This window comes from Blastopirellula marina DSM 3645, assembly GCF_000153105.1.
In the GTDB taxonomy this organism is placed as follows: domain Bacteria; phylum Planctomycetota; class Planctomycetia; order Pirellulales; family Pirellulaceae; genus Blastopirellula; species Blastopirellula marina.
Genome location: NZ_CH672376.1, coordinates 2,583,483 through 2,606,604, shown reverse-complemented (window position 1 = coordinate 2,606,604; position 23,122 = coordinate 2,583,483). Strand labels below are relative to the sequence as shown.

The window sequence follows — 23,122 nt, the reverse complement described above, 5'->3', positions numbered from 1 at the left end:
CGAATCGTCCCCCTTCGCTCCGGCTTCTCCGTCAGAATCAGCCGCACGGCGTTAGCCCAATGCCGCTTACTTTGTGGCTATTCAGGGGGTGGCGGGTCAGGTGATTTTGTTTTTTTGCGGAGTGACTTTTGAAACTTCGTCGTCTTTGCGCGGCGAGGATGGGCGACGCGAGGGTAGCTGCGCGGCGACTTGCGATTGGGGAGTCTTCGCTTCGACGCGCTGACCAAGGCTTTCGTAAATGCCTTGCTCCACTGTTCGAATGTTTCGCATGACCTGCCCAGCAGTTGGACTTGAAAGCTCACCCAGACTCCGGTGAAGCTCAGTCGTCGCGGCTCGACTCGGGCCAGCTTCGCGGCGCCGCGACGAAGTTGCGACACCAAGTTGTACGCAATTACGGAACCCATCAACTCTTTCATTACCATCTCGACGCTTTTGGCGCGCAGGTTCTCCGTATCCATTGTCACCTTTAAATCGCGAATATCGAATTCAATGTCGTAACGCCGACGGTAAAGCTCCGCCAAGCACAACGCGTCGAAGCTCATTGACGTCACCAGCGCCAACGTCGCCCCGTCTTCCAGTTCGACTTCGTGCAGAAATACATCCAAGGAAGCGTCCGCTGGCAAGTCGGGATTGGTGTTGCGTTCCTTGGCCGAGGGACGCCAGGTCAAGCGGCAGCTCTTATAGCCTTCGCCTTGATCGATGAGCTCGGCTTTCTTGCGATGCGCTTTTAACCGTAGCATCGACAGACGAAACAGAAAATCGTGCCCGGCGGCTCGCGTGTGATGGGCCACGCTGAAGATCCCGAAACAGCTGTCCGCTAAAACGATACTGCGACTGGGCAGGTCGCCGACAATCTCGCGTGCTTGCTTGGCCTCGCTGGAATTGTTCGGGCCGTACATGGGATCGATCTTGGGAACTAAGATGCAGCCGGTTTGCATCTCGGCGGCCACCATCAGCATCGCGACTGGCCAAACCGTTTCGCCAAGCTGGTTGGTCGCCGGCGGAAACGCCTTCTTCAGAACAGGCGTTGGCGGTAGCGTGATCGTGGTCCCGTCGATGATGAACACGCGTCGATCATCGAAAACAGGCTCGACGGTCCGTCCGAGATGATCGCAAACGCATCGCGAGAACCTTTCGATCGCATCCAGCGGCAGGCGTTTGCGTGCGGCGCTAAACGAGGAGGTGTTCTCCCCCAACGTGCCTTCATGGACCCGCTTATTGTCAGGAAATAGATCGGCTTGATGCTCGACCGCTTCCGAGACGACCGTTTGCAGCGATGCGCCGCCGCGAAGTCGTTGCAAAATCAACAGCCAAATGGTGACGGCCTGGGTGTAGACCATCTTGGTGTTAGGTCGATCATCAAAATCAACGATCGCCTCGATTTGCGGAACGCGCAGAATCTCACTGAGCAAAGTTCTGGCGGCGACAAACTGCTCTTCGGGCGAATCAGGCAGGCTGGGAGGTGCAATCATGACTTGCCGCCATTGTGACAGAGAAATCAAATCTCTCAACTTGGCGCAAATCTCGTACCCAAACCAAATCGCGGCTAGGATTTCGTCAAAGTAAGCGGCATTGGGCGTTAGCCGCGGTTTCTGACAGGAACGTATCGTCGACGGAATAGGAATACAAGAAACCGCGGCTAACGCCGTGCGGCTGATGTCGATATAGGGGCGCCTTGTCCCACTGTCTCCGCTTCCGCGCTTGCTATCGGTGGAAAATCAATAATGAATTGGCTAGCAGGCAACCGCTCTAGCCTGATCCGAACGACAAGGATGCAACGATGCTTCGATACGCTCTCGCGATTCTGCTGGCGGTTTTGACGACGTCGCAACTTTTAGCGGCGAACAATCACAAAGGGTTATACGAGATTCACCTAGAGCTGTTGGGAACGTCGCCAACCAGCGAGCGTCCTGATTACCTGGCTCGGCCGACGATTCAGACTCTGGTCAATCACCCGTTCTTGCTCGACATTTCTCCCGCCTTGCCAGCTGATCCGCAGTTCGCTGGGCCTCCACTGAGAACAGGCATACGGTTTGAAGGGATCTTTCGCCCCAGCGCCAACGGCCAAATCCAATTGCAGGCGACGCTTCATCGGAGCGAGGAAATTGAAAACGAGGCCGGAGTTACGCTCGTGCATCAGGAGACGGTCGACCTGCGAATGACGCTGCAAGGCGCTGAGATCGATCCGAAGCTAGCGGCGCAACAGCCGCCCCAAGGTCGGACGGTGAAGCTTTCGGAATCGCGATCGCTCGTTATTCTGGTTCGCCCTGTAATCAGCGAAGCGACGGAAACCAACCCACGCGGCGTTCGCCAGTCCATGGCCACTCCTAGTACGGCGCCTTGGAAGGAGTCGCCTGGAATACCGTCCAAATTTCAGCGGTGACGACGCGCGGCGTTCTCGAACTTCAAGAAACAAAAAAGGCGCCGATCATTAGGACCGGCGCCTCTTTCTTTTTTTTCGCACTGTTCGCAATGCAGCCGCTTACTTGTTCTTCAGCGTGGGGAAGATCGGGCCGCCGTACATTGCGTTTTCGCCTAGTTCCGCTTCGATGCGGAGCAATTGGTTGTACTTGGCCATGCGATCGCTACGCGAGGCCGAGCCGGTTTTGATCTGACCGCAACCGAGAGCGACCGCCAGGTCGGCGATGAACGAGTCTTCGGTCTCGCCGCTGCGATGGCTCGAAACGCTGGTATAGCCGTTGTTGTGAGCCATGGTGATTGCGTTGATCGTTTCGGTCAGCGTACCAATTTGGTTGACCTTGATCAGGATGCTGTTGGCGATCCCTTCTTGAATGCCGCGAGCCAGACGCTCGGTGTTGGTGACGAACAAGTCGTCGCCGACCAGTTGGACCTTGTCGCCCAGCTTTTCGGTCAGCAGCTTCCAACCTTCCCAGTCATCTTCGTCACAGCCGTCTTCGATCGAAACGATCGGGTACTTGGAGGCCCAGTCGGCCAGGAAGTCGACCATCGCGGCCGAGTCAAACTCTTTGCCGTCGATCGTGTATTTCTTCGTTTCGCCGTTGTAGTACTCGCTGGAAGCGCAGTCGAGCGCGATGAAGACTTGCTCGCCTGGCTTGTAACCGGCCTTTTCGATCGATTCCATAATCAGATCCAAGGCTTCGATGTTGCTGCCCAAGTTGGGAGCGAAACCGCCTTCGTCGCCGACGGCGGTGTTCAGGCCCTTGCCTTTGAGCACGCCTTTGAGGCTATGGAAGACTTCGACGCCGCAGCGGAGTGCGTCGCTGAAGTTATCGAAGCCCAACGGCATCACCATGAACTCTTGGACGTCGACGTTGTTGTCGGCGTGCGAACCGCCGTTGAGGATGTTCATCATCGGGGCCGGCAGCAGACGAGCGCCGACGCCGCCCAGATAACGATAGAGCGGCAAGCCGGAGCTTTGTGCGGCGGCCTTGGCGACGGCCAGCGAAACGCCCAGGATCGCATTGGCGCCCAGCTTGCTTTTGTTGGGCGTGCCGTCCAACTCGATCATCTTGCGATCGATTTCGGCCTGATTCAACGCGTCTTCACCCAACAGCACTTCGGCCAGGACGGTGTTGACGTTTTCGACCGCTTTGGTCACCCCTTTGCCGACGTAGACGCTTTTGTCGCCGTCACGCAGTTCGTTCGCTTCGTGCACGCCGGTGCTGGCTCCGCTCGGCACGGCGGCGCGGCCCATGGCGCCGTCATCCAGGGTCACTTCGACCTCAACGGTGGGATTGCCGCGGCTATCGAGCACTTGCAGGCCACGAATGTCAACAATAAAGCTCATGGTTCTCTCTCGTTCTTCTGGGGATGTCGCAGGTCGCGCGGCTTTCTGTAGCAATCGCCGCACAATTCGGGGCCCGGGGACGAAAATCGCCCGGATTGGTCTACGATAGTTCGAATGGAGTCGCCATTTTGCCGCGCATATTTCGCATTGACTAGGCAGTCGCGCCTTGGTTGAGGAAAAAATTAACTCGGGCTACATTCATTAGCGACGGTGCGTCTCACCGCCAAAGCTGTCTGTCGCCGCTGCGCTGCGATTGCGGCGCTGATTTTCCACCTTGATCCACTCGGAAGGCGATTGCTCATGTTTACGGGACTTGTCGAAACGCTCGGCTCGATCGTCGCCGTCACGCGGCAGGGCCCCGGCGTTTTGATGCTGGTCGAGTGCGGACTGGTCGCCGAAGGCGCCGCGATCGGCGACAGCGTCGCGATCAACGGCTGCTGTTTGACCGTGATTGAGATGTCGGGATCGCAGTTGGCTTTCGAAGCGGGCGAAGAAACGTTGAGCAAAACCAACCTCGGCCGACTCGCAGGCGGCGACGCAGTCAATCTCGAGCGAGCGCTGCGCGCCGGGGATCGACTCGGCGGACATTACGTCACCGGTCATGTCGACGGAGTAGGGCAGGTCGACCAGCGCCAGGACGACGCCGAGTGGTCGAAGTTTTGGTTTCGCGTTGCGCCGGAGCTGGCGCTGCAGATGGCCGCAAAAGGTTCGGTCGCGGTTGACGGCGTCAGCTTGACGCTGGTCGATGTCGAGGACGAACGTTTTAGCGTCGCGCTGATTCCGCATACGTTGTCGGTAACGACGCTGGGCGGGCGCCAAGTGGGAGACGCTGTGAATATCGAGACCGATTTGCTCGCCAAATATGTCGAGCGACAACTGCGCGGCGCCGCCGCCAGTTCTTAAGCCGCTACTTTTACTCGGCGGAAATACCGCCTTACGCATGCCTAAATTTCAGAATCAGACGATCTCCTTTTTGACCAAGCGATTTCGTGAAGTCGGCCTTCGCCCGGTTTCGAAGCATGGTCAGAACTTTTTGATCGACATGAATTTGCTCGATATGATCGTCAGCTCGGCCGATCTGGGGCCGCAAGATGTCGTATTGGAAATCGGCACCGGCACCGGATCGTTGACCACGCGCATGGCGGCCGCAGCAGGGCACGTGATCACGGTCGAGATCGACGAGCATCTATTCACGTTGGCGTCCGAAGAACTGTTCGAGTTCGACAACGTCACGATGCTGCAGTTTGACGTTCTGAAAAACAAAAACGCGTTTCGTCCTGAGGTGATGGAGACGATCAAGGAAAAGCTGGCCGAGATCCCCGACAGCCGGCTGAAATTGGTCGCGAACTTGCCGTACAACGTCGCGACGCCGATTTTGTCCAATCTGTTGCGTAGCGAGATCACGCCGTTTTCGATGACGGTGACGATCCAGAAGGAAGTCGCCGAGCGCATCATCGCCGTCCCCAGCACCAAGGACTACGGCGCGCTCAGCATTTGGATGCAATCACAATGCCGCTGCGAGATCGTCCGGATCATGGGACCAGGCGTCTTTTGGCCCCGTCCGAAAATTGACTCGGCCATTATTCATCTTCAGGTCGACGATGAACTGCGCGGCCGGATACCGGACCGCGAGTTCTTTCATCACTTTACCCGCGCGATCTTTTTCCATCGCCGCAAGTTTCTCCGCAGCGTGCTGATGAGCGCCTTCAAAGAGCAACTCACCAAAACCCAGGTCGACGAAGTGATCGCCGAGAACGGTCTGCAACCCGATGCGCGAGCCGAGCAGTTCACCCCGGACGAAGTGCTGGCGATGAGCGAAATGTTTCGCTTGAAGCTGCAAGCGGTGGGTTAGGTTGAACCGATCCAAGCGGGACGAATCGACGTCAGTGGTCGAGTCTGCTGATAGAAATGGGCGGCCTGAATCACGGCGACATCTGCATGTCGCGGCCCGACGATCTGCAAACCGATCGGCAGCCCTGACTTGGTGAATCCGCACGGAACCGAAATCGCCGGTTGCCCGGTCATATTGAACGGGTAGGTAAACGGCGTCCAAGTTGGCCAACGCTCGTGCGGCCAGCCTTGGGGAACTTCGAGCCCGGCGTCAAACGCGGGAATCGGCAGCGAAGGGGTTAACAACAGATCCCACTTTTGATGGAACTTGCTCATGCGCTCGATGAGAGCAGCTCGTTCATTGCGGGCTTGCATAAATTCCAACAGGCTCAGTCCGGTGGCCCACTCGGCGACATGGATCAGGTTGGGATCCATCTTTTGGCGATCTTCGGCGCCAATATCTCGCAGCGCGTTCGCGGCGCCTGCGTAGAAGAGCCGATTGAACGCTTCCAACGGATCTGAAAAACCGGGATCGCAGGTTTCGACGATCGCGCCAGCTTCTTCAAACTGGCTCGCCGCCGCCGCTACGGCCGCAGCGACTTCGGGATCGACGTCAACAAAGCCGAAGTTCGCACTGAACGCGATCCGCAGGCCCGCCACGTTGGCATCTTCCAATGCGTCGCGGAACGAAACCTGATTCGCAGGCAACGTGACGTCACGCGGGTCGGGTTCGGCCAACACGTCAAGCAACAGCGCGTTATCGGCCACGGTCCAGGTCATCGGCCCGACGTGGGCCAATGGATCGAAGGCGCTCGGCGGCCACATCGGGCACAAGCCGTGCGTCGGCTTAAAACCGACGACGCCGCAAAAGCCGGCCGGAATGCGAATCGAACCGCCGGCGTCAGTCCCCAAGGCCAACGGACCCATCCCCAATGCGACAGCGGCGCCGCTGCCGCCGCTCGATCCGCCAGAAACTTTGGTCGGATCCCACGGGTTGCAGGTAACGCCGTCCAGCGGGTTGTCGGTCACTCCTTTCCAACCAAACTCGGGCGTTGTCGTGCGCCCCAAAGGGACGAACCCATTGCGGCGCAGCGCGGCGATCGCCGGAGCGTCGACGGTTTGCGGTTCGGCCGATGTTAAGAGCGAACCTTTGCGATTTGGCCAACCTTGCGTGAGAAAGATATCTTTTACCGCGACGGGAACGCCGTCGATGGGGCCCAGCGGCGTTCCCAATCGCCACCGCTCTTCCGAATAGCGAGCGGCCTCGAAGGTCAGTTCTTCGTTGAGCAGGTTGTAGGCGTTCACTTTTGGATTATGGTCATGCACGCGCTGCAGACAGGCCTGAGCGGCTTCTACCGGCGAAAGTTCGCCCGTTTCAAACAGGACCGTCATTTCACCCGCGGTCATATCCGCGACTTGGGTCGGTTCGTAAGACATTCGCTTGTTCTTCCGCAAGGTTGAAGGATGAGAAACAGGCGCCGGTCCGCTAGCGAGGAATCACCAAGTCTCCGCCGCCGACGGGAGAGCATTTCACCGGCGCCCCTTCGCGCTCGATCAATTCCATCACGACCGCCGCGTTGCGCACGCGTTCTTTAATCTGGGCGTCGTGATACTCGCGGGTGTTCCAGGGAGCGTAGATTTGTTCTTCCGACGGGCCTGGTTCGATTTTGAAATAGCAAGGCGCGCAGAGTCGCGCGATCTCGGCCGCTTCATAAAACCGCACAAAGCCCCCCATCGCATTGACCAGGCACAAGTAGATATCCATCGGAATGTCGATCGCGCTGCGAATGCTCGAGAGCATCGGCAGGGTCAAATCGGCCAACGGATTGAAGCTGTTCGCGCCCAACTTTTGCGCGAGTTTTGCGCCTGCCGGATTCGCATGTCCGGCGAATACCGAAAGCTTGAAAATTGTTTCGGCGGGAATTACCGACTTCTCACGCAGATCGCTCACCAACGATAGCAACCCTTCGTCAGGAACGAGAAACCCGCGAAAACCGGCTTCCAAACAGCGATCGCAATCTTTCAACCAATGCCGAACGCTATCGACTCCGCGAAGCCGCATACCAGACACGATCCCCTCGCTGGTTGCGATTTGTCGCCCTGTATCCCAGCCGCGGCGCGGCCCCAAAGTCATGATGACTTCGATCTTCTTTTCCCGCGCCAGGGCCGAAAATTCGCGGAGCTCTTTCTGCGTGAGAAACGTAGCGCCGCCGACGGTTGCGATGATGCGGTGAATGGGGACGTTCAACTTTTCCGCTTCGTCGAGCATCGTTTCCAACGCCGAGAGTCGTTCGACCCCGGCGATCTCGATGCGAAAGTGGCCGCCGTCGACAAAGGAACTATTTGACGAGGGGAGGGCGTAATTGTCTCGCGTCGTCAGCCCCAATTCCTCAAGAGCTTTCTCCAACTGGGCGTTATCAATGACGGACAAAGTACTTGCTCCTGTGGAATGCGAAAAGATCGATCAGGCGCCCCACGCTGTCGTGTCGCCGCCGACACATCGAAAAGTTTTCTTCAGGTTACCCCACATACACTATCGACGGAACCGTGCAAATGCGGCTAAGGTTGCATTAAGCGTGAAACGAAAAGTGCGCAAGCTGTTCTTCCAAGGAAATAACGACGACGAGCTCAAGGTGCGTTGGAGTCTTCATCTCGCGCATCGAAATCATTCACATCCGCCCAATCACGAGGAGTAATGCGCCATGACTAATCCCAGGAGCGAGAAACTACAGGACGGATTGAAGATCCCTTCCAACGATGAGGCGATGGAATGGAGCCCTGCTTTACGCGCGTTGCCGGTTCCGGGGATTCGCCGCATGGTCAACTTGGCGGCGACGATGAAGGACGTCATCCATCTTTCAATCGGCCAGCCTGACTTTCAATGTCCGCAGCATATTGTCGAAGCGCATATCGATGCGCTGCGAGCCGGCCATCTCGGCTACACTATGGACGCTGGGCTTCCTGAACTCTTGACGGAACTCGCCAAGTACTACACCGCACGTACGGAGCGAGAAATCACCGAGGATAATATCCTGATCACGACCGGTGCGACCGAAGCGATGTACTTAGCGATCAGCGTGACCTCGGCGCCGGGCCGGCAATTTCTGATTCCCGATCCGACTTTCCCGCTCTACGCTCCCTTGGTTCGAATGCACGGCGGCGAAGTCAAAGCGATCCCGACCCGCGCTGAAAATGGACACCAACTTGACCCTCAGGAAGTGATTGACGCGATCGGCCCCCGCACCTTTGCGATCATCTTGAACTCGCCCAGCAACCCAACGGGGACGGTCTATCCGCCGGAGACGATCGAGGCCATCGTGCAAGAAGCCGCCTATCAAGGGATTCGCGTCATCAGCGACGAAGTGTACGACCATCTGATTTTGGACGACCTGGAATATGCGAGCGTGCTGCGGCATACGTCCGACTTGGATCATGTGATGATCGCGAGCAGTTTCTCAAAAACCTACGCGATGCCGGGCCTACGCATCGGCTGGATCATTTCCAGTCAGGGAGCGATCAAAATGTTGCGCCGCTACCACATGTTCACCACGACGGTGGCCAACACTCCGGCCCAATGGGCAGGCGTCGCGGCGCTGCAAGGGACAACCGCGTGCGTCGACGAGATGGTCCGCGAATATCGCCGCCGCCGAGATCGCGTCGTGCAATTGGTCAGCGAGACGCCGAACCTGACCGGCTATTGGCCCCAGGGAGGATTCTACATCTTTCCGTCGCTGCCGCGCACGTGCAACGGCAGCACGCTGGCCTTGCGGATGCTAGAAGAGATCGGCGTTTGCGTCGTCCCCGGCGAAGCGTTTGGAGAAAGCTGTATCAACTCGCTCCGCATCAGCTATTCGACCTCGATGGAGACGATCGAAGAAGCGTTCCAACGGATGATTCCGTGGATGGCCAAGCAGGAGATGTGATGTCGGGGATCCGAGCGGCCGGCGCGCCAATGGATCCCGATTATCTTGATGCCGGGCCGCGTCCGAATAGTCGCCTTTCGCTCTGCGAAAGTAGCGTCATAGAGACGCGACACTCCGTTTTTCAGCTGTTTCGTCGCGCAAACGCTCCTTTCGTAGAGTGAATGACGGAGACTTCAGCAAGGGCGCCACCGCAACCGAATTGCCGCGCACAATCATCGTCACCAAGGCGCGGCAATCGACGGGGCCTGGCCGCGCGCTCGATTCTCAGCCTGCTCGAGATTTCTTATACTACGCTCTCTCGCCCAACCCAAACTGCAAACGGACCAGATATCGATGGATGCGCGTCTCGAGCGATTACTGAATTACCCAGTCGAACCGCAGGCCGAATGGCAATGCGGAGTCTTTGATTTCAGCGATCTCGCTGGCGGAGCCTTTGCGGATTCGCCGATGTCAGCCGCAAAAATGGTCCTGTGGGTTTCCCGAGAGCGTGAACTCATCCATGGCAAGCCTTCGATCGATGGTGCGCCCCTTGATTTGTTGATCTTGGAACTGCTCGAATTCACGGAATTGCACAAGCTCGAATATCGCCCTGCGCGCATCTGTGTTACGGACCAAGCGTTGGCGAGCCAGCTCAATGCGAACTTCGCAGGCTCTGGAACCACCGTTACGTGGAACGTGGAACCCGATTTCTGGTGTGAAGTCAAAGAGAGCATGGGCGAACACATGCGGGGTACGATGGCGGCCCCGTCACTGGCGGAGTCGGGTTGTTCCCTGTTGCAGATCCACGCGTACGCAGAAGCCGCCGCCGCTTTCTATCGTGCGCGCCCTTGGCAATATCTTGACGACGCAGACTTGCTTCAAGTTCAAACGCCCAAGCCGCCCAAGCATTTAAAACATGTCACGGTTCTAGGCGCCGGACGGCAGGAATTCGGGCTGGGATTTTATGATTCATCCGCTACGCACTGGGACATGCTTGCGCAGCGCTTGAATATGGACTTGATTGAAGTGTTCAGCTTGACCTTCAACCCAATCAGCGAAGCCATCGAAAGTGACGCAGCGCTATGGAAGGAGCATGACTTTCCCTTGGAAACGGGGGATGCATTTCCGCAGTTTCTGTTCTATTCGCGCGACAACACGCGTGCTCCGAAGCCCAAAGAACTGGAATATGTCACCGTTTTGTTGGCGGCGTTGGCCGAGACAACCGAAGCGGAGATCGACTCGGGTGAATGGTCAAAACAGATATTGGTCCAAGGCAAGAAAAAACGCTGCAAGATTTCGATTCCCGACTTGCTTGCCCCTCCTGACAGAAAAGTATGGCTCGATCGAGGCATGTTTCCAGAGCCGCGCGGCAACGAACGGCATTTCCGATTGGTTCAAGCCGTAATCGCACAGAACGAAGGAATGGAACTGGAAGACCTGAATGCCTTGATAAACCAGCAATTTACTGGTTCCATTGACGATTTTGATTATCCGTCGGAAACGCCGTTTGATCGCGCTGAGAACCTTTGCTACGCGGCAATCGACGCGCACGGCCGCCGCAGGATTCAGCTGATTCGACAAGCGTTGCAGGAAGATCCAACACACATCGAGTCCAATGTGCTGCTCGCTGAATCGGTTCACGAAACGTCGCATAAAATTGAGCTGTTTCGACAAGCAGTCGAATTTGGCGAGGCCCAATTCGCCGACCTACTGGAAACGGCAGTCGGTCAATTTTGGGAGATTTCTGAAACGCGACCGTTAATGCGAGCCAAAACCGGGCTTGCCAACTCCCTCGCAGCAGATGGGCAAGCCAATGAAGCGATTGCGCAAATGTTGGACATCCTGCGGCTGAATTCGAACGACAATCAGGGAGTCCGCTATCAGATTATTCCGCTATTGCTAAGCCAACATCGAGAGAAAGAAGCGGTCGAGATTCTCGATTGCTATCCAGAGGAAACCGGAAATTGGCTTTACCTCAAAGCACAAATCGAGTTTCGCCGTGAGGGCCGTAACGGTCAATCGGCCGACAAAGCAATCGCCGCCGCGATCGAATTCAATCCACACGTTATCGAGTTGTTGATCGCCGGGCCTCCTCCCACGATGCCGGAGCGCTATACGCTAGGAAGCGCCGAGGAAGCTGCGATCTTGATCGAAGGACAGATGGAGTCATGGTCAGAGACCGAAGGCTTTATCGAATGGATGTGCGCGAGATTTGCCGCTTTGAAACGCGATTCATCGAAACGCAGACTCGGCAAAAAGCGGAAACGCGGGCCGCGTTAAATATCGAGGATGACAGGCGCTGACGCAGGCCGCTTCCCGATTCGACTAGCGTGCGGCTTCGACTATTATGTAACACGGCCCAACTTCCTCCGTTCGCCGTCTCTTCGCTCAAAAGCAATGGTAGACATGACGTTCACGAATCCTTCCCGTCGTTCCTTCTTGGCCTACAGCATCGCAGTGGCAGGCACGAGTCAGCTTGCTAGTGATTTGTTTTCAGCCGAAGACACGAATACCGAACAACCGCTCATGGCCTATGTCGGTACGTTCAGTTCGCCGCTCAAGGATGTTCTCGATACGCAAGTCGATCTTCCCCCCGGCAATGGCCGAGGCATCCATGGCTTTCGAGTGAACCGCGCTACGGGAGCGCTGACCGCGGCGGTTGTGCACGAAATGGGAACGAGCCCCAGTTGTCTAACGGTCAATGCGGCGAGGACGCGACTCTACTCGTCCAACGAGACCGATCGCGTTGGTGACAACAAGGAGGGAACGGTTAGCAGTTTCGCAATTGATCCGGCCAGCGGCGGCTTGACGCTCGTCAACACGGTGCGCTCCGGCGGCGCCGGTCCGACCTATGTGAGCATTCATCCCGCAGGCAAACATCTCTTTGTCGCCAACTACTTCGGTGGTTCGATCGCCGTGTTACCGATTTTGGACGATGGTCGGCTCGGCAATCCTACCGATATCAAACGTGACAGCGGCAAGATTGGTCCGACGAAAGCGGTCCACGCGCCTCCCGGGAGTTTCGCGTTTAGCGGGCATGACACCGCGCACGCTCACATGATTCAGGCCGACCCGGCAGGGCGATTTGTGCTGCATGTTGATTTGGGTTTGGATCAGATTTTCATTTGGAAATTTGACCCTGCCCGGGGCAAGCTAACTGCGAATAATCCGGCGACCGTTTCTTTGCCGCCGGGAGATGGCCCGCGGCATTTTCATTTCCATCCCAATGGTCGGTGGTTCTACTCGATTCAAGAAGAGGGCTCGACGATCGTGTTGTTTGATTACGACGCGAGAGGGGGCCGATTGTCGCAGCGCAAGACCATTTCGACATTGCCGCCGAATTTCGCCGGCAGCAATTTCTGCTCGGAGATTCTTGTTTCGGCCGATGGTCGATTTGTCTACGCCGGCAATCGTCTGCACGACAGCATTGGGATCTTCGCGGTAGGAAGCGACGGCGAGTTGACGCACGTCGCCGACGAGTGGACTCGCGGCGACTACCCCCGCAGTTTCACCTTGGATCCGACCGGCGAGTTTCTCTACTGCTGCAATCAGCGCGCAGACCATGTGACCGTATTTCAAGTAAATCGCGACACCGGACTGCTCCAGTTTACCGGTCATTACGCGCCAGTCGGAAATCCGTCGAGCATCGTTTTCGTTGCTCTGCCGAGTCCCGAGTAAAGGTTGAGCAGGGGCGCCATGACCACGGCCTAGCGGGGGCATGGCGCCTGAGCCCGTATTGCCAAGTTACAAACGACTAGAAATCCGTATGCAGCCAGAGTTTGGTACGGTAACTGATTTTCATACTAAGCGCAACCACATTTGTGCCCTCGAACTCTGTCGGGACAACATCGGCTTTCATCGCACCACATGTCTGCGCACCCGACGTAGCCGTAACCGGCCTTTGTGAAACCGTTTCCGCAACAGTACACGTCAACGACTGTCACGTATTTCCGACATTCGAAAGGGCAGTCTCTTAGCTTAAGTGAGTCCAAGTAAACCACGGACAGGTCATGCTCGTCGATATAGAACGCTCGCTCCTTTTGAGCGACCTTAAATTTGTGCGTCAAAGTATCAACATGGAGCTCGACCTCCGCACCCTCAAGTAACTTAAACGCGAATTTGCTATTCCGACCGCTCGGATCTTCACCACGGGCCAATGGGAGAATGAAATCCGGGTGGATATTGTTCATAGCAATGAGGGCGTATGCGTCCTTCGTGAAAGTGACGCGAAATTGGCCCGGACTCTCTTCACTCAGATCACCGCGAACCGTGTACATTCTCTGTGCGTTATTTGTCGCTTGTATTTTTTGTAATATAGACATGATTGTTTCCGATGGAGAGTCCGACAACTAGGAAATAGTTAAATTAGGTGGTGCGCAAATAGTCGTCAATGACTATTTACAGTATTTTGTCTTGAATTTGAGCACGGACGCCCTGACCACAGACTTGCGTGGCCATGAATGTGCTCCAATATTTCGTTCAACGGCGATTGACGTTAGAAATTTAGAGGCGTTACATCATCACGGATGGTCGCCCCAACAGGGTCAATCAGACAGCGAAAGTTGAACGATGAAACGTCGCCAAATTCTTCAAGTTGGGCTGGGCTTGACGATGGGAAACTCGCTGTTTGCTGACGTCAAAAAAGGGCGTTTCGAGCCTGCCGTGGACGTTTTGCAGAAAGCGACCGCGTCCGGCCAGGTAGAATCCGCTACCATCTACGTGCGCCAAAAAGACGATATCTTCTCCCAGGCGTTCGGCGGTGCGGCGACGGTGGACGCCAGTTTTTTGTTGGGGTCGATTACCAAGCCCATCGCGGTGACGGCGATCATGTCCCTATTGGATGCAGGCGAGTTCAAGCTCGATGATCGTGTCGTGAAGTATCTGCCCGAGTTCCAGGGGGATGGCCGCGAAGCAATCACGATGCGGCAGCTGTTGACGCACATCTCAGGACTGCCTGATCAGTTGCCACAGAATGCGAAGATGCGCGCGGCTCAGGCAACGTTGTCGAAATTCAGCGCTGCCGCGATTCGAACTCCGTTGCTGTTCAAACCGGGGTCGAAATACAGTTACTCCAGCATGGCCATTTTGCTGGCGTCGGAAGTGGCTCAGCGAATCACGAAACAACCGATTGCCATGTTGGTGGACCAACTAGTGATACAGCCGCTACAGCTCCACCACACGGCGCTGGGGATCGGTCGCTTGGAGAAAGATTCCTTGATGCGCTGTCAGGTCGAACATGCGGCTCCGGAATCGGGCGCGGGAGACCCCACCACCAAGACCTGGGATTGGAACAGCGATTTCTGGCGTCGCTTGGGAGCTCCCTGGGGCGGAGCATTTGCATCTGCAGGCGATGTCGCGAAGTTCCTGAATGCGTTTCTGCATCCGCAAGGCAAAATGCTGAAGCCGGAGACCGCTCGCATGATGATCCGGAATCACAATCCACTCCAGATGAAAGCTCGTGGCCTTGGATTCGATCTCGGCAGCGATTTGAACGGGCCCGTCTGCGACAACGTCTTTGGGCACTCCGGTTCGACCGGCACGATTTGCTGGGCAGACCCCAACAGCGATACCGTTTGCGTCATCCTGACGACGCTTCCCGCTCGAGCAATCACGCCGCATCCCCGAGAACTGGCGTCTCGTCATGTGGCCGGAGCGCTGGACTCTTGATGTCAGGGATGATGCCGGAGATCCATCGGGACGTGAGATCAAAGGAAGCGAGGTAATCCCAAGTCCTTCAGGCATACGATTATCTTGGCCTCTGGTTTCACCACGAAGTCGCTGAACCCTTAGAACACGGATCAAAGCCTCCCAAATGCTTGCACATAGCGCACCGTGTGGGAGAATATTTGCTGCGGCCGCGACCAAGCGGATCGGATTCGGTCGATTTAGTTCTTTAGGAGCAGGCGGATGCACGCAAGATTTGGACTGACGCTCGTCGTCAACCATGCGTGCAATCTCCGTTGTACTTATTGCTACACCGGCGAGAAAATCCGACGACCGATGTCGCCAGAAACCGGGCGCAAGGCGATCGACCGGGCGATCCGGTCCGTGCGCCGCGATGGGACGCTTGAACTGTCGTTCTTTGGCGGCGAGCCTCTGATCGAAGCCGAATTGATCTTGGATCTTGTGCGTTATGCTCGATCCGCGGCCGATGAGCAGGATGTCCGCCTGGCGTTAAGCATGACGACCAACGGCACGATTGAGTCCGCCGCCGCATGGTCGGTAATGACGCTGCCGCAGCTCGAATTGGCGATTAGCCATGATGGCTTGCCGAGCGCTCATGATGGTCATCGGGTCACGGTCGATGGCCTGCCAAGTTCGTTTCGCGTCCAAAATACGATGGCTCGTCTGATCGATGCGGGCAAAGAATTCCGCATCGTCATGGTGGTTCAGCCAGACAGTGTTGCGTCTTTGCCTGATGGAATGGAGTTCCTTTACACGCTCGGCGTACGGCGATTTAACCCGTCACTCAATCTCTGGGCAACCTGGACCAGGGCCGATGGCGAACGCTTGAACGACGCCATCCGCCGCGCCGCCGACTTTTGGGGCGAGCGGCTGCCGGAGTGCAGTGTCAGTTGGTTCGATGAAAAGGGGGCGCAAGCCGCGGGTATTCCGCTGACCGAGACAGCACGCTGCGGGTTTGGCCACGCCGAGATCGCGGTTACGCCTGCGGGAAATTTGTTTCCTTGTGAGCGCCTCGTCGGCGCCGACGAGCCAGGTAATCCGATGCGTCTCTCCGGTCATGCGTTGGATGGGGATGATTTCCTTGACCACGCTCCGCTTCCAGGCATGACGCCGGCTGAATGCGCCCCTTGCGCACTGCAATCACTTTGCAGCACCAAAACTTGTCGATGCAGTAATTTCATCCGGACGGGCGACGTGAACCGACCCGATGGATTGCTCTGTTTGTTGGATCAAGCTTGTTACCGAGAAACGATCCGCGTTCTTGAGTCGCGAGTTCTCGCCTCTACCTAAGGTGCATTATGGACGAACGCCCCCAATCCGATGAGTCGCTGAATGAGTCGCTGGCGGATGTACCGCCCAGTCCTGTCACTGCGCCGCCTTTATCGGCCAGTAATCGAGGCCTGAATGCTGTGACAGTCATCGTGGCGGGCGCCGGAGCGTTCGTGCTCCTCGCTGGCTTGACGACCCCGACTATTGGAGCCACTCGGTCGACCAAATTACAGTGGGAAGAGCGAAACTTACAAATCGAACAAGCCGTGCGCGATGCCAAATCCTGCGACGCCCAACAACAGTAGCGCGACGGTTCGCAGCCGTTGTGGTTCGGTCTTTCGCCAGAGCCTGCGCTGGATCGAGCGCGGGCTCGCTGTGTTCGGGGCGCTCGTCGCTTTCTACTGGCTGACGATGGATATTTCCGTCGTCATCTCTCCCTCAATGTCACCCACGCTGATGGGAACCAATCCAGATAACGGTGACCGCGTGATCACCGAAAAAGTGAGTTGCTGGTTTCGTAGCCCTCGCCGCTGGGAGGTAATCACGTTCATTAGCGATACCGGCGACAAGCGAATGAAACGTGTCGTCGGGCTGCCGGGCGAGAGCGTTCAAATGGTTCGCCATGGTGAATTGCTTATTGATGGCCAACCGATGGAATGCCCACCGTCGCTCGACGTGAAGTATTTGAGATTTGGCAATCTAGTCGACGGCAAGCCTGTGCCGTGCGGCGATGGTTACTATGTGCTGGGGGACGACCTGAAAGATTCCGACGATAGCCGATTCAACGGTCCCGTCCCTGCCCATCGGATCATGGGCCGTGCTTGGTTGATTGCATGGCCCATGACGCGGGTGGGATGGGTGCGTTAGGATGGAGCGCCCGAGCAGCACTTGTTAGGGGATAATTTCCAACGACGCAATCTGCTCGCCCGTTAGCTCGAAGAAGAACCGCAGGTCGGCCGGACTGCCCGGAAAGTTGCCGTCTAGGCGGCAAGTGACGACAACTTTGCCATCCTGCGACTCGCATTTCAGCGGCTCGCATGTGTAGACGTACTTCGCCGACGTCTCTTCCTTCCACTTTTTGATCGCGACGCGACCGTGGTAAGCGTGGCCTTCATCTTTCACGACGGCGTCGTCCGTGAAGCAACGTGCAACGGTTTCACTGTCGGCTTTGTCCGCTTGGAAATAGGCCGTAACCGGTTCTGGCAGATGGAGCGTCATGATTTATCCCTTCCTGTGTTTGTAAGACTGGGAGCCTTTGCTCCTTTTATTTCATGGACACTATCGGGGGCCGACTGTGACAACTCCGGTTCAAAATTTTCACGGCAAATGCAGCGCCCCGCGGATCTCCTCGCGCTGGAGCATTCGGCGCAGCCAGTGAATCTCGTCCGCTTGCCGAAGGAACGGGTGTTCTCGATAGAGGTCTGCGTGCTGTCGCTCGACCACATCCTCGATTCCCCTGACCGTCTCACCCGCAACATCCCGCACCCGTTCGACACGCTCCGGCACAAACAGCAGCCGGTGCGGATCCACATGGCCATGCTCGATAAAGCCGCGCGTCTTTTTGGGACAACGGCAGGGGTTGGTCTTGTTCACGAGCCCGCACTGGTTGTTCAGGAAACGGTGCAGGTCGCGGCGAGCACGCGCTAGTGATTGCCGGAAGTTGTCGGCGGTTATCTCCAAGACTTGGCCGCCGACGGTGTCGGTGACCCCCAGGATCTCGCCCAGAGTGAAGATCAACCGTTGTCGACGATCAAGGCACAGCAGCATTCCCATGGTGCAACTATTCTTGGCCTCCTCGACCAGAATCGGCAGCGCCACGGGTACGCTGTTGGAATCAGGCAAGTCTGCATCCGGCGTACTGCGAATCGCCGCTCCGTACTCGGCAAACGTCGTTACGCCGGTTTCAGCACGCCGGCGTTTCATGTTCAGCACATGATTAGCGGCAATGCGATACAACCAAGTGCGAAACTTGCTCTCTCCCTTAAATGTGCTGAGCTTGGTGATGACTTTGATCAGGACTTCCTGGGTCACTTCCTCCGCATCTTGAGGGTGAAAGACCATGCGGACAGCGATGTTGTAAATCCATGCCTGATGCCGCAAAACCAGCTGCTCCAGCGCTGCACGATCGCCATTCTTGGCTTGCTCGACGAGAACTGCATCGGATGCGTCGTCCTCGGTCCTCTCGCTAAACGGGTTGAACATGGCGCGGCTCCAGGAGACTGAAAATGACGACTTGAAAGGCGTTTCTGCATCTTGGACACGCCTGCAGCGAAGGTGTGACAACTGTTGAAAATGCGACAGGCATTTTATTGCGCCGGTGGGATTGCGAGCTTTCATCCCCCAACGCTAATGGTCAAAAAAGTGAGGACAGATGATGAACGCCGGAAACTGAATTTTGCCAGGAAGCGACACCAAACCGAGCAGAGACCGGCGCGAAGTGCGGAATTCCTAGAACCGGCCGGTAAGTCCTCTGACTGCGTTCATGCTGATGACGCCTGCGCCAAGCAACCCGGCGCAATTTAAATCTTTTCTCCTCCCCACAAATAGTGGGGAAATCAATCGCGGACGACCGCAAAACGCCGGCTTGGATTCTCGCGACTTATCGAGGATAATAGCCCCTTGGACTGGTGATGCGATTGCGTCGCCTCCGAACTTCCAGTGCGGGTTAGTTAGTGATTCTATGAAATTCATCGAGATGACTGGCGGAACGCTCATCGGCGCTCTGCACGAAGACGAACTGAGCCCCGACGAACTGGCGAAGGCCGGCGTTAACGAATCGACGATCGTTCGCATCAATCAGCAAGGGGACATCGAAGTACGTCGCCCGGAAGGGTGGGATATCATCGGTGGGTTGATCGGCGACTACGAAAAGCGGATGCAAAAGGCGAGCGGGCTCGGATGGGCGTAGCCTGATTCGAGCTTAACGCTCCGGCAAACTAGGCCTCTCGGCGCAATCCGAGCAGGATTCTCGAATTTCTTCCGGTTAAATGAACTTTCCGGCTTCAATTCCGCTGCACGCTTCTTCGACAGCGACGAGAAATCCCATAAAATGCCGGTTCAATCTACCCAAGCTACCTGGCCGTAAGGTTGCGCAGCTTGGTTAAAACAGTTAACACCAGTACGCCGATCTAACTCTATATCTCCCGCTGTGCGCCAACTCCCGACGGCGCCCGGTATTTGGTCTTTCCCTTACTGCGGAGGCGATAGCCGCGTGACAACCGAATCTGCTGGTTCGTTTTCCCCCCCGACATCAACCGTCGTTGATCGACTGCGTTATCGGGCGGAACATCAGGGCCCGCAAGTCGCCTATGCCTATCTCGTTGACGGGGAAGACGAGAAACTCGAGATGACCTATGCGCAGCTCGATCTAGCGGCTCGTGCGCTGGCGGCTCGCATGCAAGCGCTCAACATGCAGGGGGAGCGTGCGCTGCTGTTGTTTGCGCCCGGCATGGAGTTTATTACGGCGTTTTACGCTTGCTTGTATGCCGGCGCTGTGGCGGTGCCGGCTTATCCGCCGCGCCGAAACCGCAACATGGTGCGGATCCAAGCGATCGCCGATGACGCCCAAGCGAAAATCGCGCTGACGACGAGCGATGTGCTCGATCGCGTTACGCCGATGCTGGACGAGACGCCGCACTTGAAGAAGATCCATTGGCTAGCGACCGACAGCGAAAAGCTGGTTGAAGCCGATCAGTGGCGCATGCCTGACATTGACGAAAAGACGCTCGCCTTTTTGCAATACACGTCCGGCTCGACCGGAACCCCCAAAGGGGTCATGCTGTCGCACAGCAATATGATGCACAACTCGGCGTTGATCTCGTACGCCTTTGAGCATACTCGCAGTATGCGCGCCGTTTTCTGGCTGCCGATGTATCACGACATGGGGCTAATCGGCGGCGTTCTGCAACCGATGCAGATCGGGCAGCCGACAATCCTGATGTCTCCGATGGCGTTTCTGCAGCAACCGTTTCGTTGGCTGCGAGCGATCACCAAAAGTCAGGCGACCGTCAGCGGCGGTCCCAACTTTGCGTACGAATTGTGCGTCAACAAGATCACCTCGGAACAAAAAGACAAGCTCGATCTCTCGAGTTGGGAACTTGCGTTTAACGGCGCCGAGCCGATCAAGCCTGAAACGCTCGACCGCTTTACCGAAGCGTTCGAACCATGCGGTTTCCGGCGCGAAGCGTTTTATCCTTGCTACGGCATGGCCGAAGCGACCCTCATCATCTCAGGTGGCCTGAAAAAGAGTCCTCCCGTCATCCGCACGGTCGACGGCGACGTCCTGGATCAAGGACTAGTCGTTGACGCTGACCCGGACGAAGCGGGCGCACGGCCGGTCGTTGGCTGTGGAAACTGCTTGCCTGACCAAGAGATCTTGATCGTCGATCCCGAAACGATGCTCCAGCAGCCGTTCAACAAAGTGGGCGAAATCTGGATTGCCGGGCCCAGCATTGCGAAAGGTTATTGGCGGAACGAAGAAGATACGGAGCGTTGTTTTCGGGCGCATTTGGCCGACACCAACGCGGGCCCCTATCTGCGAACCGGCGATCTTGGATTCATGCAGGACGGCGAGCTATTCGTCACCGGCCGCCTGAAAGACTTGATCATCGTCCGCGGCGTCAATCGGTACCCGCAAGATATCGAAGCGACGGTCTGCGCTTCGCACGAGCTGCTCGAAACGTCGACAGCCGCGGCGTTTTCCGCTGAAATTGCTGGCAAGGACCGTTTGGTCATTGTCGCCGAAGCGCCGCGACTTCGTCAAAAGGACTACGGCCAGATTATCAGCGCGATACGCAAAGAAGTCGCGTTAGAGCATGAAATGGCGGTCGACGGCGTCGCTTTGATTCGCCGCGGCTCGATCCCCAAAACGTCAAGCGGCAAGATTCAGCGTCACGCGTGTCGCAATCACTTCTTGCAGAACGTGTTGTCGATTGTCGATCGCTGGGTCAGTTGGGACGAGGCCCATCTGTTGGATGAAGTCCGCAAAGTTCGGCTTCGTCGCTCACAGTTGGAGTTGGCTCGGGCCGACGCCGAAGGGATGGCGGTATCCGATCCCGAGCTTCGCGATCGCACGACGCAGTTAGTGCTGGAAAAAATTCATGCCGTCGCGAAAGAACGCGCGGCGAACCTGGATCTGAATACCGATCTGCTGGCGATCGGACTCGATTCGCTCGAGCGGATGGAAATCATCGCATCGATCGAAGACGCCTACGGCGTTCAGTTCCCGGATCACATCCTGCCGACGCTCAAGACGTGCCGCGAGGTATCCGAAGCGGTCGAGATCTATCTCGGCGGCGAGCCCCGTTCGCAAGCGATCGCCGATGACGTCCCGGCCGAAATGTACAGCTTCTCGGCGTTGCCTGAATATCGTCAGGTGAAACAGACGTCGGATGAGTTGGAAGCGTTGGGGATGCCGAATCCTTATTTCCAGTCGCACGACAAAGCGACCGGAAATATGACCACGATCAACGGCGTCGAATTGGTCAACTTCGCCGGGTACAACTATCTTGGCCTGGCTCAACATCCGCGCGTTTGCGAAGCGGCTAAACAAGCGATCGATCAATATGGCGCCAGCGTATCGGCCAGTCGTCTCGTCTCTGGCGAACGCCCGATTCACGCCGAGCTTGAGCAGGCGATCGCCGACTGGGTAGGCGTTGACGCCGCCGTCGCGATGCTAGGTGGGCACGCGACCAACGAAACGACGATCGGACATCTGGTTCGAACCGGCGACTTGGTTCTGCATGACTCGTTGGCCCACAACAGCATCATCCAAGGCGCCAGCCTGAGCGGCGCACGTCGCCGTCCCTTTCCGCATAACGACTGGGAAGAGCTCGACCAGATCCTGCACGATATTCGCCGCGACTATCGTCGCGTTTTGATCGTCACCGAAGGGGTGTTTGGGATGGAAGGGGATTTCCCCGACTTGCCTCGCTTTATTGAGATCAAAAAACGTCACAAAGCGTGGTTGATGGTCGACGAAGCGCATTCGATCGGCACGATGGGCGCCACCGGCCGCGGAATCGCCGAGCATTTCAAAGTAGCGCCCGGCGATGTCGATATCTGGATGGGCACCCTCAGCAAAGCGCTGGGCAGCTGCGGCGGCTACATCGCAGGCAGCGCGGACCTGGTCGAGTACCTAAAGTATACGGCGCCCGGTTTTGTCTTCAGCGTCGGCATGCCTCCCTCGAGTGCGGCCGCCGCTTTGGAAGCGTTGAAAATCATCGATGAAGAGCCGCAGCGGGTTACTTCGTTGCATCGCAACGCCGAGGTCTTTCTGCGGATCGCGCGCCAAGCGGGTCTCGACACGGGCCGCAGTCGGCAGACGCCGATCGTTCCGGTGATCCTGGGAGATTCGATGATGACGATGTTCGTCGCCCAGCGGATGCTGCTGCAAGGAATCAACGTCCGCCCGATCATTTATCCGGCGGTCGACGAATCAGCGGCGCGGTTGCGTTTCTTTATCAACTCTGAGCATACCGAAGCTCAGATTCGCAGCACGATCAATATTCTGCGTCAACTGTGCGAAGATATTCGCAGTGAAGACTCTGACTTTTTGAGCAACGGCGGCGCCAACGTTTCGGCATAGGCAATTCGGCCGACAGTCAATAACCAATTCCTTCAGCGCAGCAAAAAAGGACGGCCGATTGGCCGTCCTTTTTGATTGCAT

At 56.9% G+C, this 23,122-nt stretch carries 17 protein-coding genes; 11 read left to right on the top strand and 6 right to left on the bottom strand.

What is annotated here, in order from left to right; all coding sequences use genetic code 11:
• Positions 1-77: 77 nt before the first annotated feature.
• Complete coding sequence (locus DSM3645_RS12635; RefSeq protein ID WP_002650043.1) at positions 78-1,472, bottom strand: IS4 family transposase; 1,395 nt, start codon at positions 1,470-1,472, stop codon at positions 78-80.
• 308 nt (positions 1,473-1,780) lie between these two features.
• Here DSM3645_RS12635 and DSM3645_RS12630 point away from each other — a divergent pair, with 308 nt between their 5' ends.
• Positions 1,781-2,383, top strand: coding sequence for a hypothetical protein (locus DSM3645_RS12630; RefSeq protein ID WP_002652574.1), 603 nt, complete (start codon positions 1,781-1,783; stop codon positions 2,381-2,383).
• A gap of 99 nt (positions 2,384-2,482) precedes the next feature.
• Here the strand turns inward: DSM3645_RS12630 and eno are convergent, their stop codons facing one another.
• Positions 2,483-3,769 (bottom strand): phosphopyruvate hydratase, encoded by a 1,287-nt coding sequence (gene eno / locus DSM3645_RS12625; RefSeq protein WP_002652573.1) that lies wholly within the window; start codon positions 3,767-3,769, stop codon positions 2,483-2,485.
• A gap of 300 nt (positions 3,770-4,069) precedes the next feature.
• Here eno and DSM3645_RS12620 point away from each other — a divergent pair, with 300 nt between their 5' ends.
• Together DSM3645_RS12620 and rsmA are read left to right on the top strand one after the other, a co-directional pair.
• Entirely contained in the window at positions 4,070-4,672 is a 603-nt protein-coding gene (locus tag DSM3645_RS12620) for a riboflavin synthase (protein ID WP_002652572.1), read from the top strand.
• A gap of 37 nt (positions 4,673-4,709) precedes the next feature.
• Positions 4,710-5,621, top strand: coding sequence for a 16S rRNA (adenine(1518)-N(6)/adenine(1519)-N(6))-dimethyltransferase RsmA (gene rsmA / locus DSM3645_RS12615; RefSeq protein ID WP_002652571.1), 912 nt, complete (start codon positions 4,710-4,712; stop codon positions 5,619-5,621).
• On the opposite strand, the gene DSM3645_RS12610 is transcribed toward rsmA, so the two are convergent.
• Positions 5,618-7,036 (bottom strand): amidase, encoded by a 1,419-nt coding sequence (locus tag DSM3645_RS12610; RefSeq protein WP_002652570.1) that lies wholly within the window; start codon positions 7,034-7,036, stop codon positions 5,618-5,620. The genes rsmA and DSM3645_RS12610 overlap by 4 nt on opposite strands.
• A 49-nt stretch (positions 7,037-7,085) precedes the next feature.
• Positions 7,086-8,030 carry a hypothetical protein gene (locus DSM3645_RS12605; RefSeq protein ID WP_002652569.1) on the bottom strand — a complete coding sequence of 315 codons (945 nt, stop codon included), beginning with the start codon at positions 8,028-8,030 and terminating at the stop codon, positions 7,086-7,088.
• 271 nt (positions 8,031-8,301) lie between these two features.
• Between DSM3645_RS12605 and DSM3645_RS12600 the strand changes: the two genes are divergently transcribed.
• The 6 genes from DSM3645_RS12600 (at position 8,302) to lepB (ending at position 17,322) form a co-directional block, all read left to right on the top strand.
• Positions 8,302-9,522 (top strand): pyridoxal phosphate-dependent aminotransferase, encoded by a 1,221-nt coding sequence (locus tag DSM3645_RS12600; protein WP_116344397.1) that lies wholly within the window; start codon positions 8,302-8,304, stop codon positions 9,520-9,522.
• Between the two features lie 333 nt (positions 9,523-9,855).
• A complete protein-coding gene (locus DSM3645_RS28225) occupies positions 9,856-11,781 on the top strand; it encodes a tetratricopeptide repeat protein (protein ID WP_002652564.1) in 1,926 nt (641 codons plus the stop codon).
• 126 nt (positions 11,782-11,907) lie between these two features.
• Complete coding sequence (locus DSM3645_RS12590) at positions 11,908-13,179, top strand: lactonase family protein (protein ID WP_002652563.1); 1,272 nt, start codon at positions 11,908-11,910, stop codon at positions 13,177-13,179.
• Between the two features lie 891 nt (positions 13,180-14,070).
• On the top strand, positions 14,071-15,168 hold the full coding sequence (locus DSM3645_RS12580) for a serine hydrolase domain-containing protein (RefSeq protein ID WP_002652561.1): 1,098 nt from the start codon (positions 14,071-14,073) through the stop codon (positions 15,166-15,168).
• A 240-nt stretch (positions 15,169-15,408) separates the two neighbouring features.
• On the top strand, positions 15,409-16,476 hold the full coding sequence (locus DSM3645_RS12575; protein WP_002652560.1) for a radical SAM protein: 1,068 nt from the start codon (positions 15,409-15,411) through the stop codon (positions 16,474-16,476).
• Between the two features lie 252 nt (positions 16,477-16,728).
• Positions 16,729-17,322, top strand: a complete 594-nt coding sequence (lepB, locus tag DSM3645_RS12565; protein ID WP_040351809.1) for a signal peptidase I — start codon at positions 16,729-16,731, stop codon at positions 17,320-17,322.
• 24 nt (positions 17,323-17,346) lie between these two features.
• Here the strand turns inward: lepB and DSM3645_RS12560 are convergent, their stop codons facing one another.
• Together DSM3645_RS12560 and DSM3645_RS12555 are read right to left on the bottom strand one after the other, a co-directional pair.
• Positions 17,347-17,673 carry a nuclear transport factor 2 family protein gene (locus tag DSM3645_RS12560; protein WP_002652557.1) on the bottom strand — a complete coding sequence of 109 codons (327 nt, stop codon included), beginning with the start codon at positions 17,671-17,673 and terminating at the stop codon, positions 17,347-17,349.
• A 99-nt stretch (positions 17,674-17,772) separates the two neighbouring features.
• A complete protein-coding gene (locus DSM3645_RS12555) occupies positions 17,773-18,657 on the bottom strand; it encodes an RNA polymerase sigma factor (RefSeq protein ID WP_002652556.1) in 885 nt (294 codons plus the stop codon).
• Positions 18,658-19,135: 478 nt separating this feature from the next.
• Between DSM3645_RS12555 and DSM3645_RS12550 the strand changes: the two genes are divergently transcribed.
• Positions 19,136-19,363, top strand: coding sequence for a hypothetical protein (locus tag DSM3645_RS12550; protein WP_002652555.1), 228 nt, complete (start codon positions 19,136-19,138; stop codon positions 19,361-19,363).
• Between the two features lie 303 nt (positions 19,364-19,666).
• Positions 19,667-23,041, top strand: coding sequence for an aminotransferase class I/II-fold pyridoxal phosphate-dependent enzyme (locus DSM3645_RS12545; protein WP_002652554.1), 3,375 nt, complete (start codon positions 19,667-19,669; stop codon positions 23,039-23,041).
• Positions 23,042-23,122 lie beyond the last annotated feature (81 nt).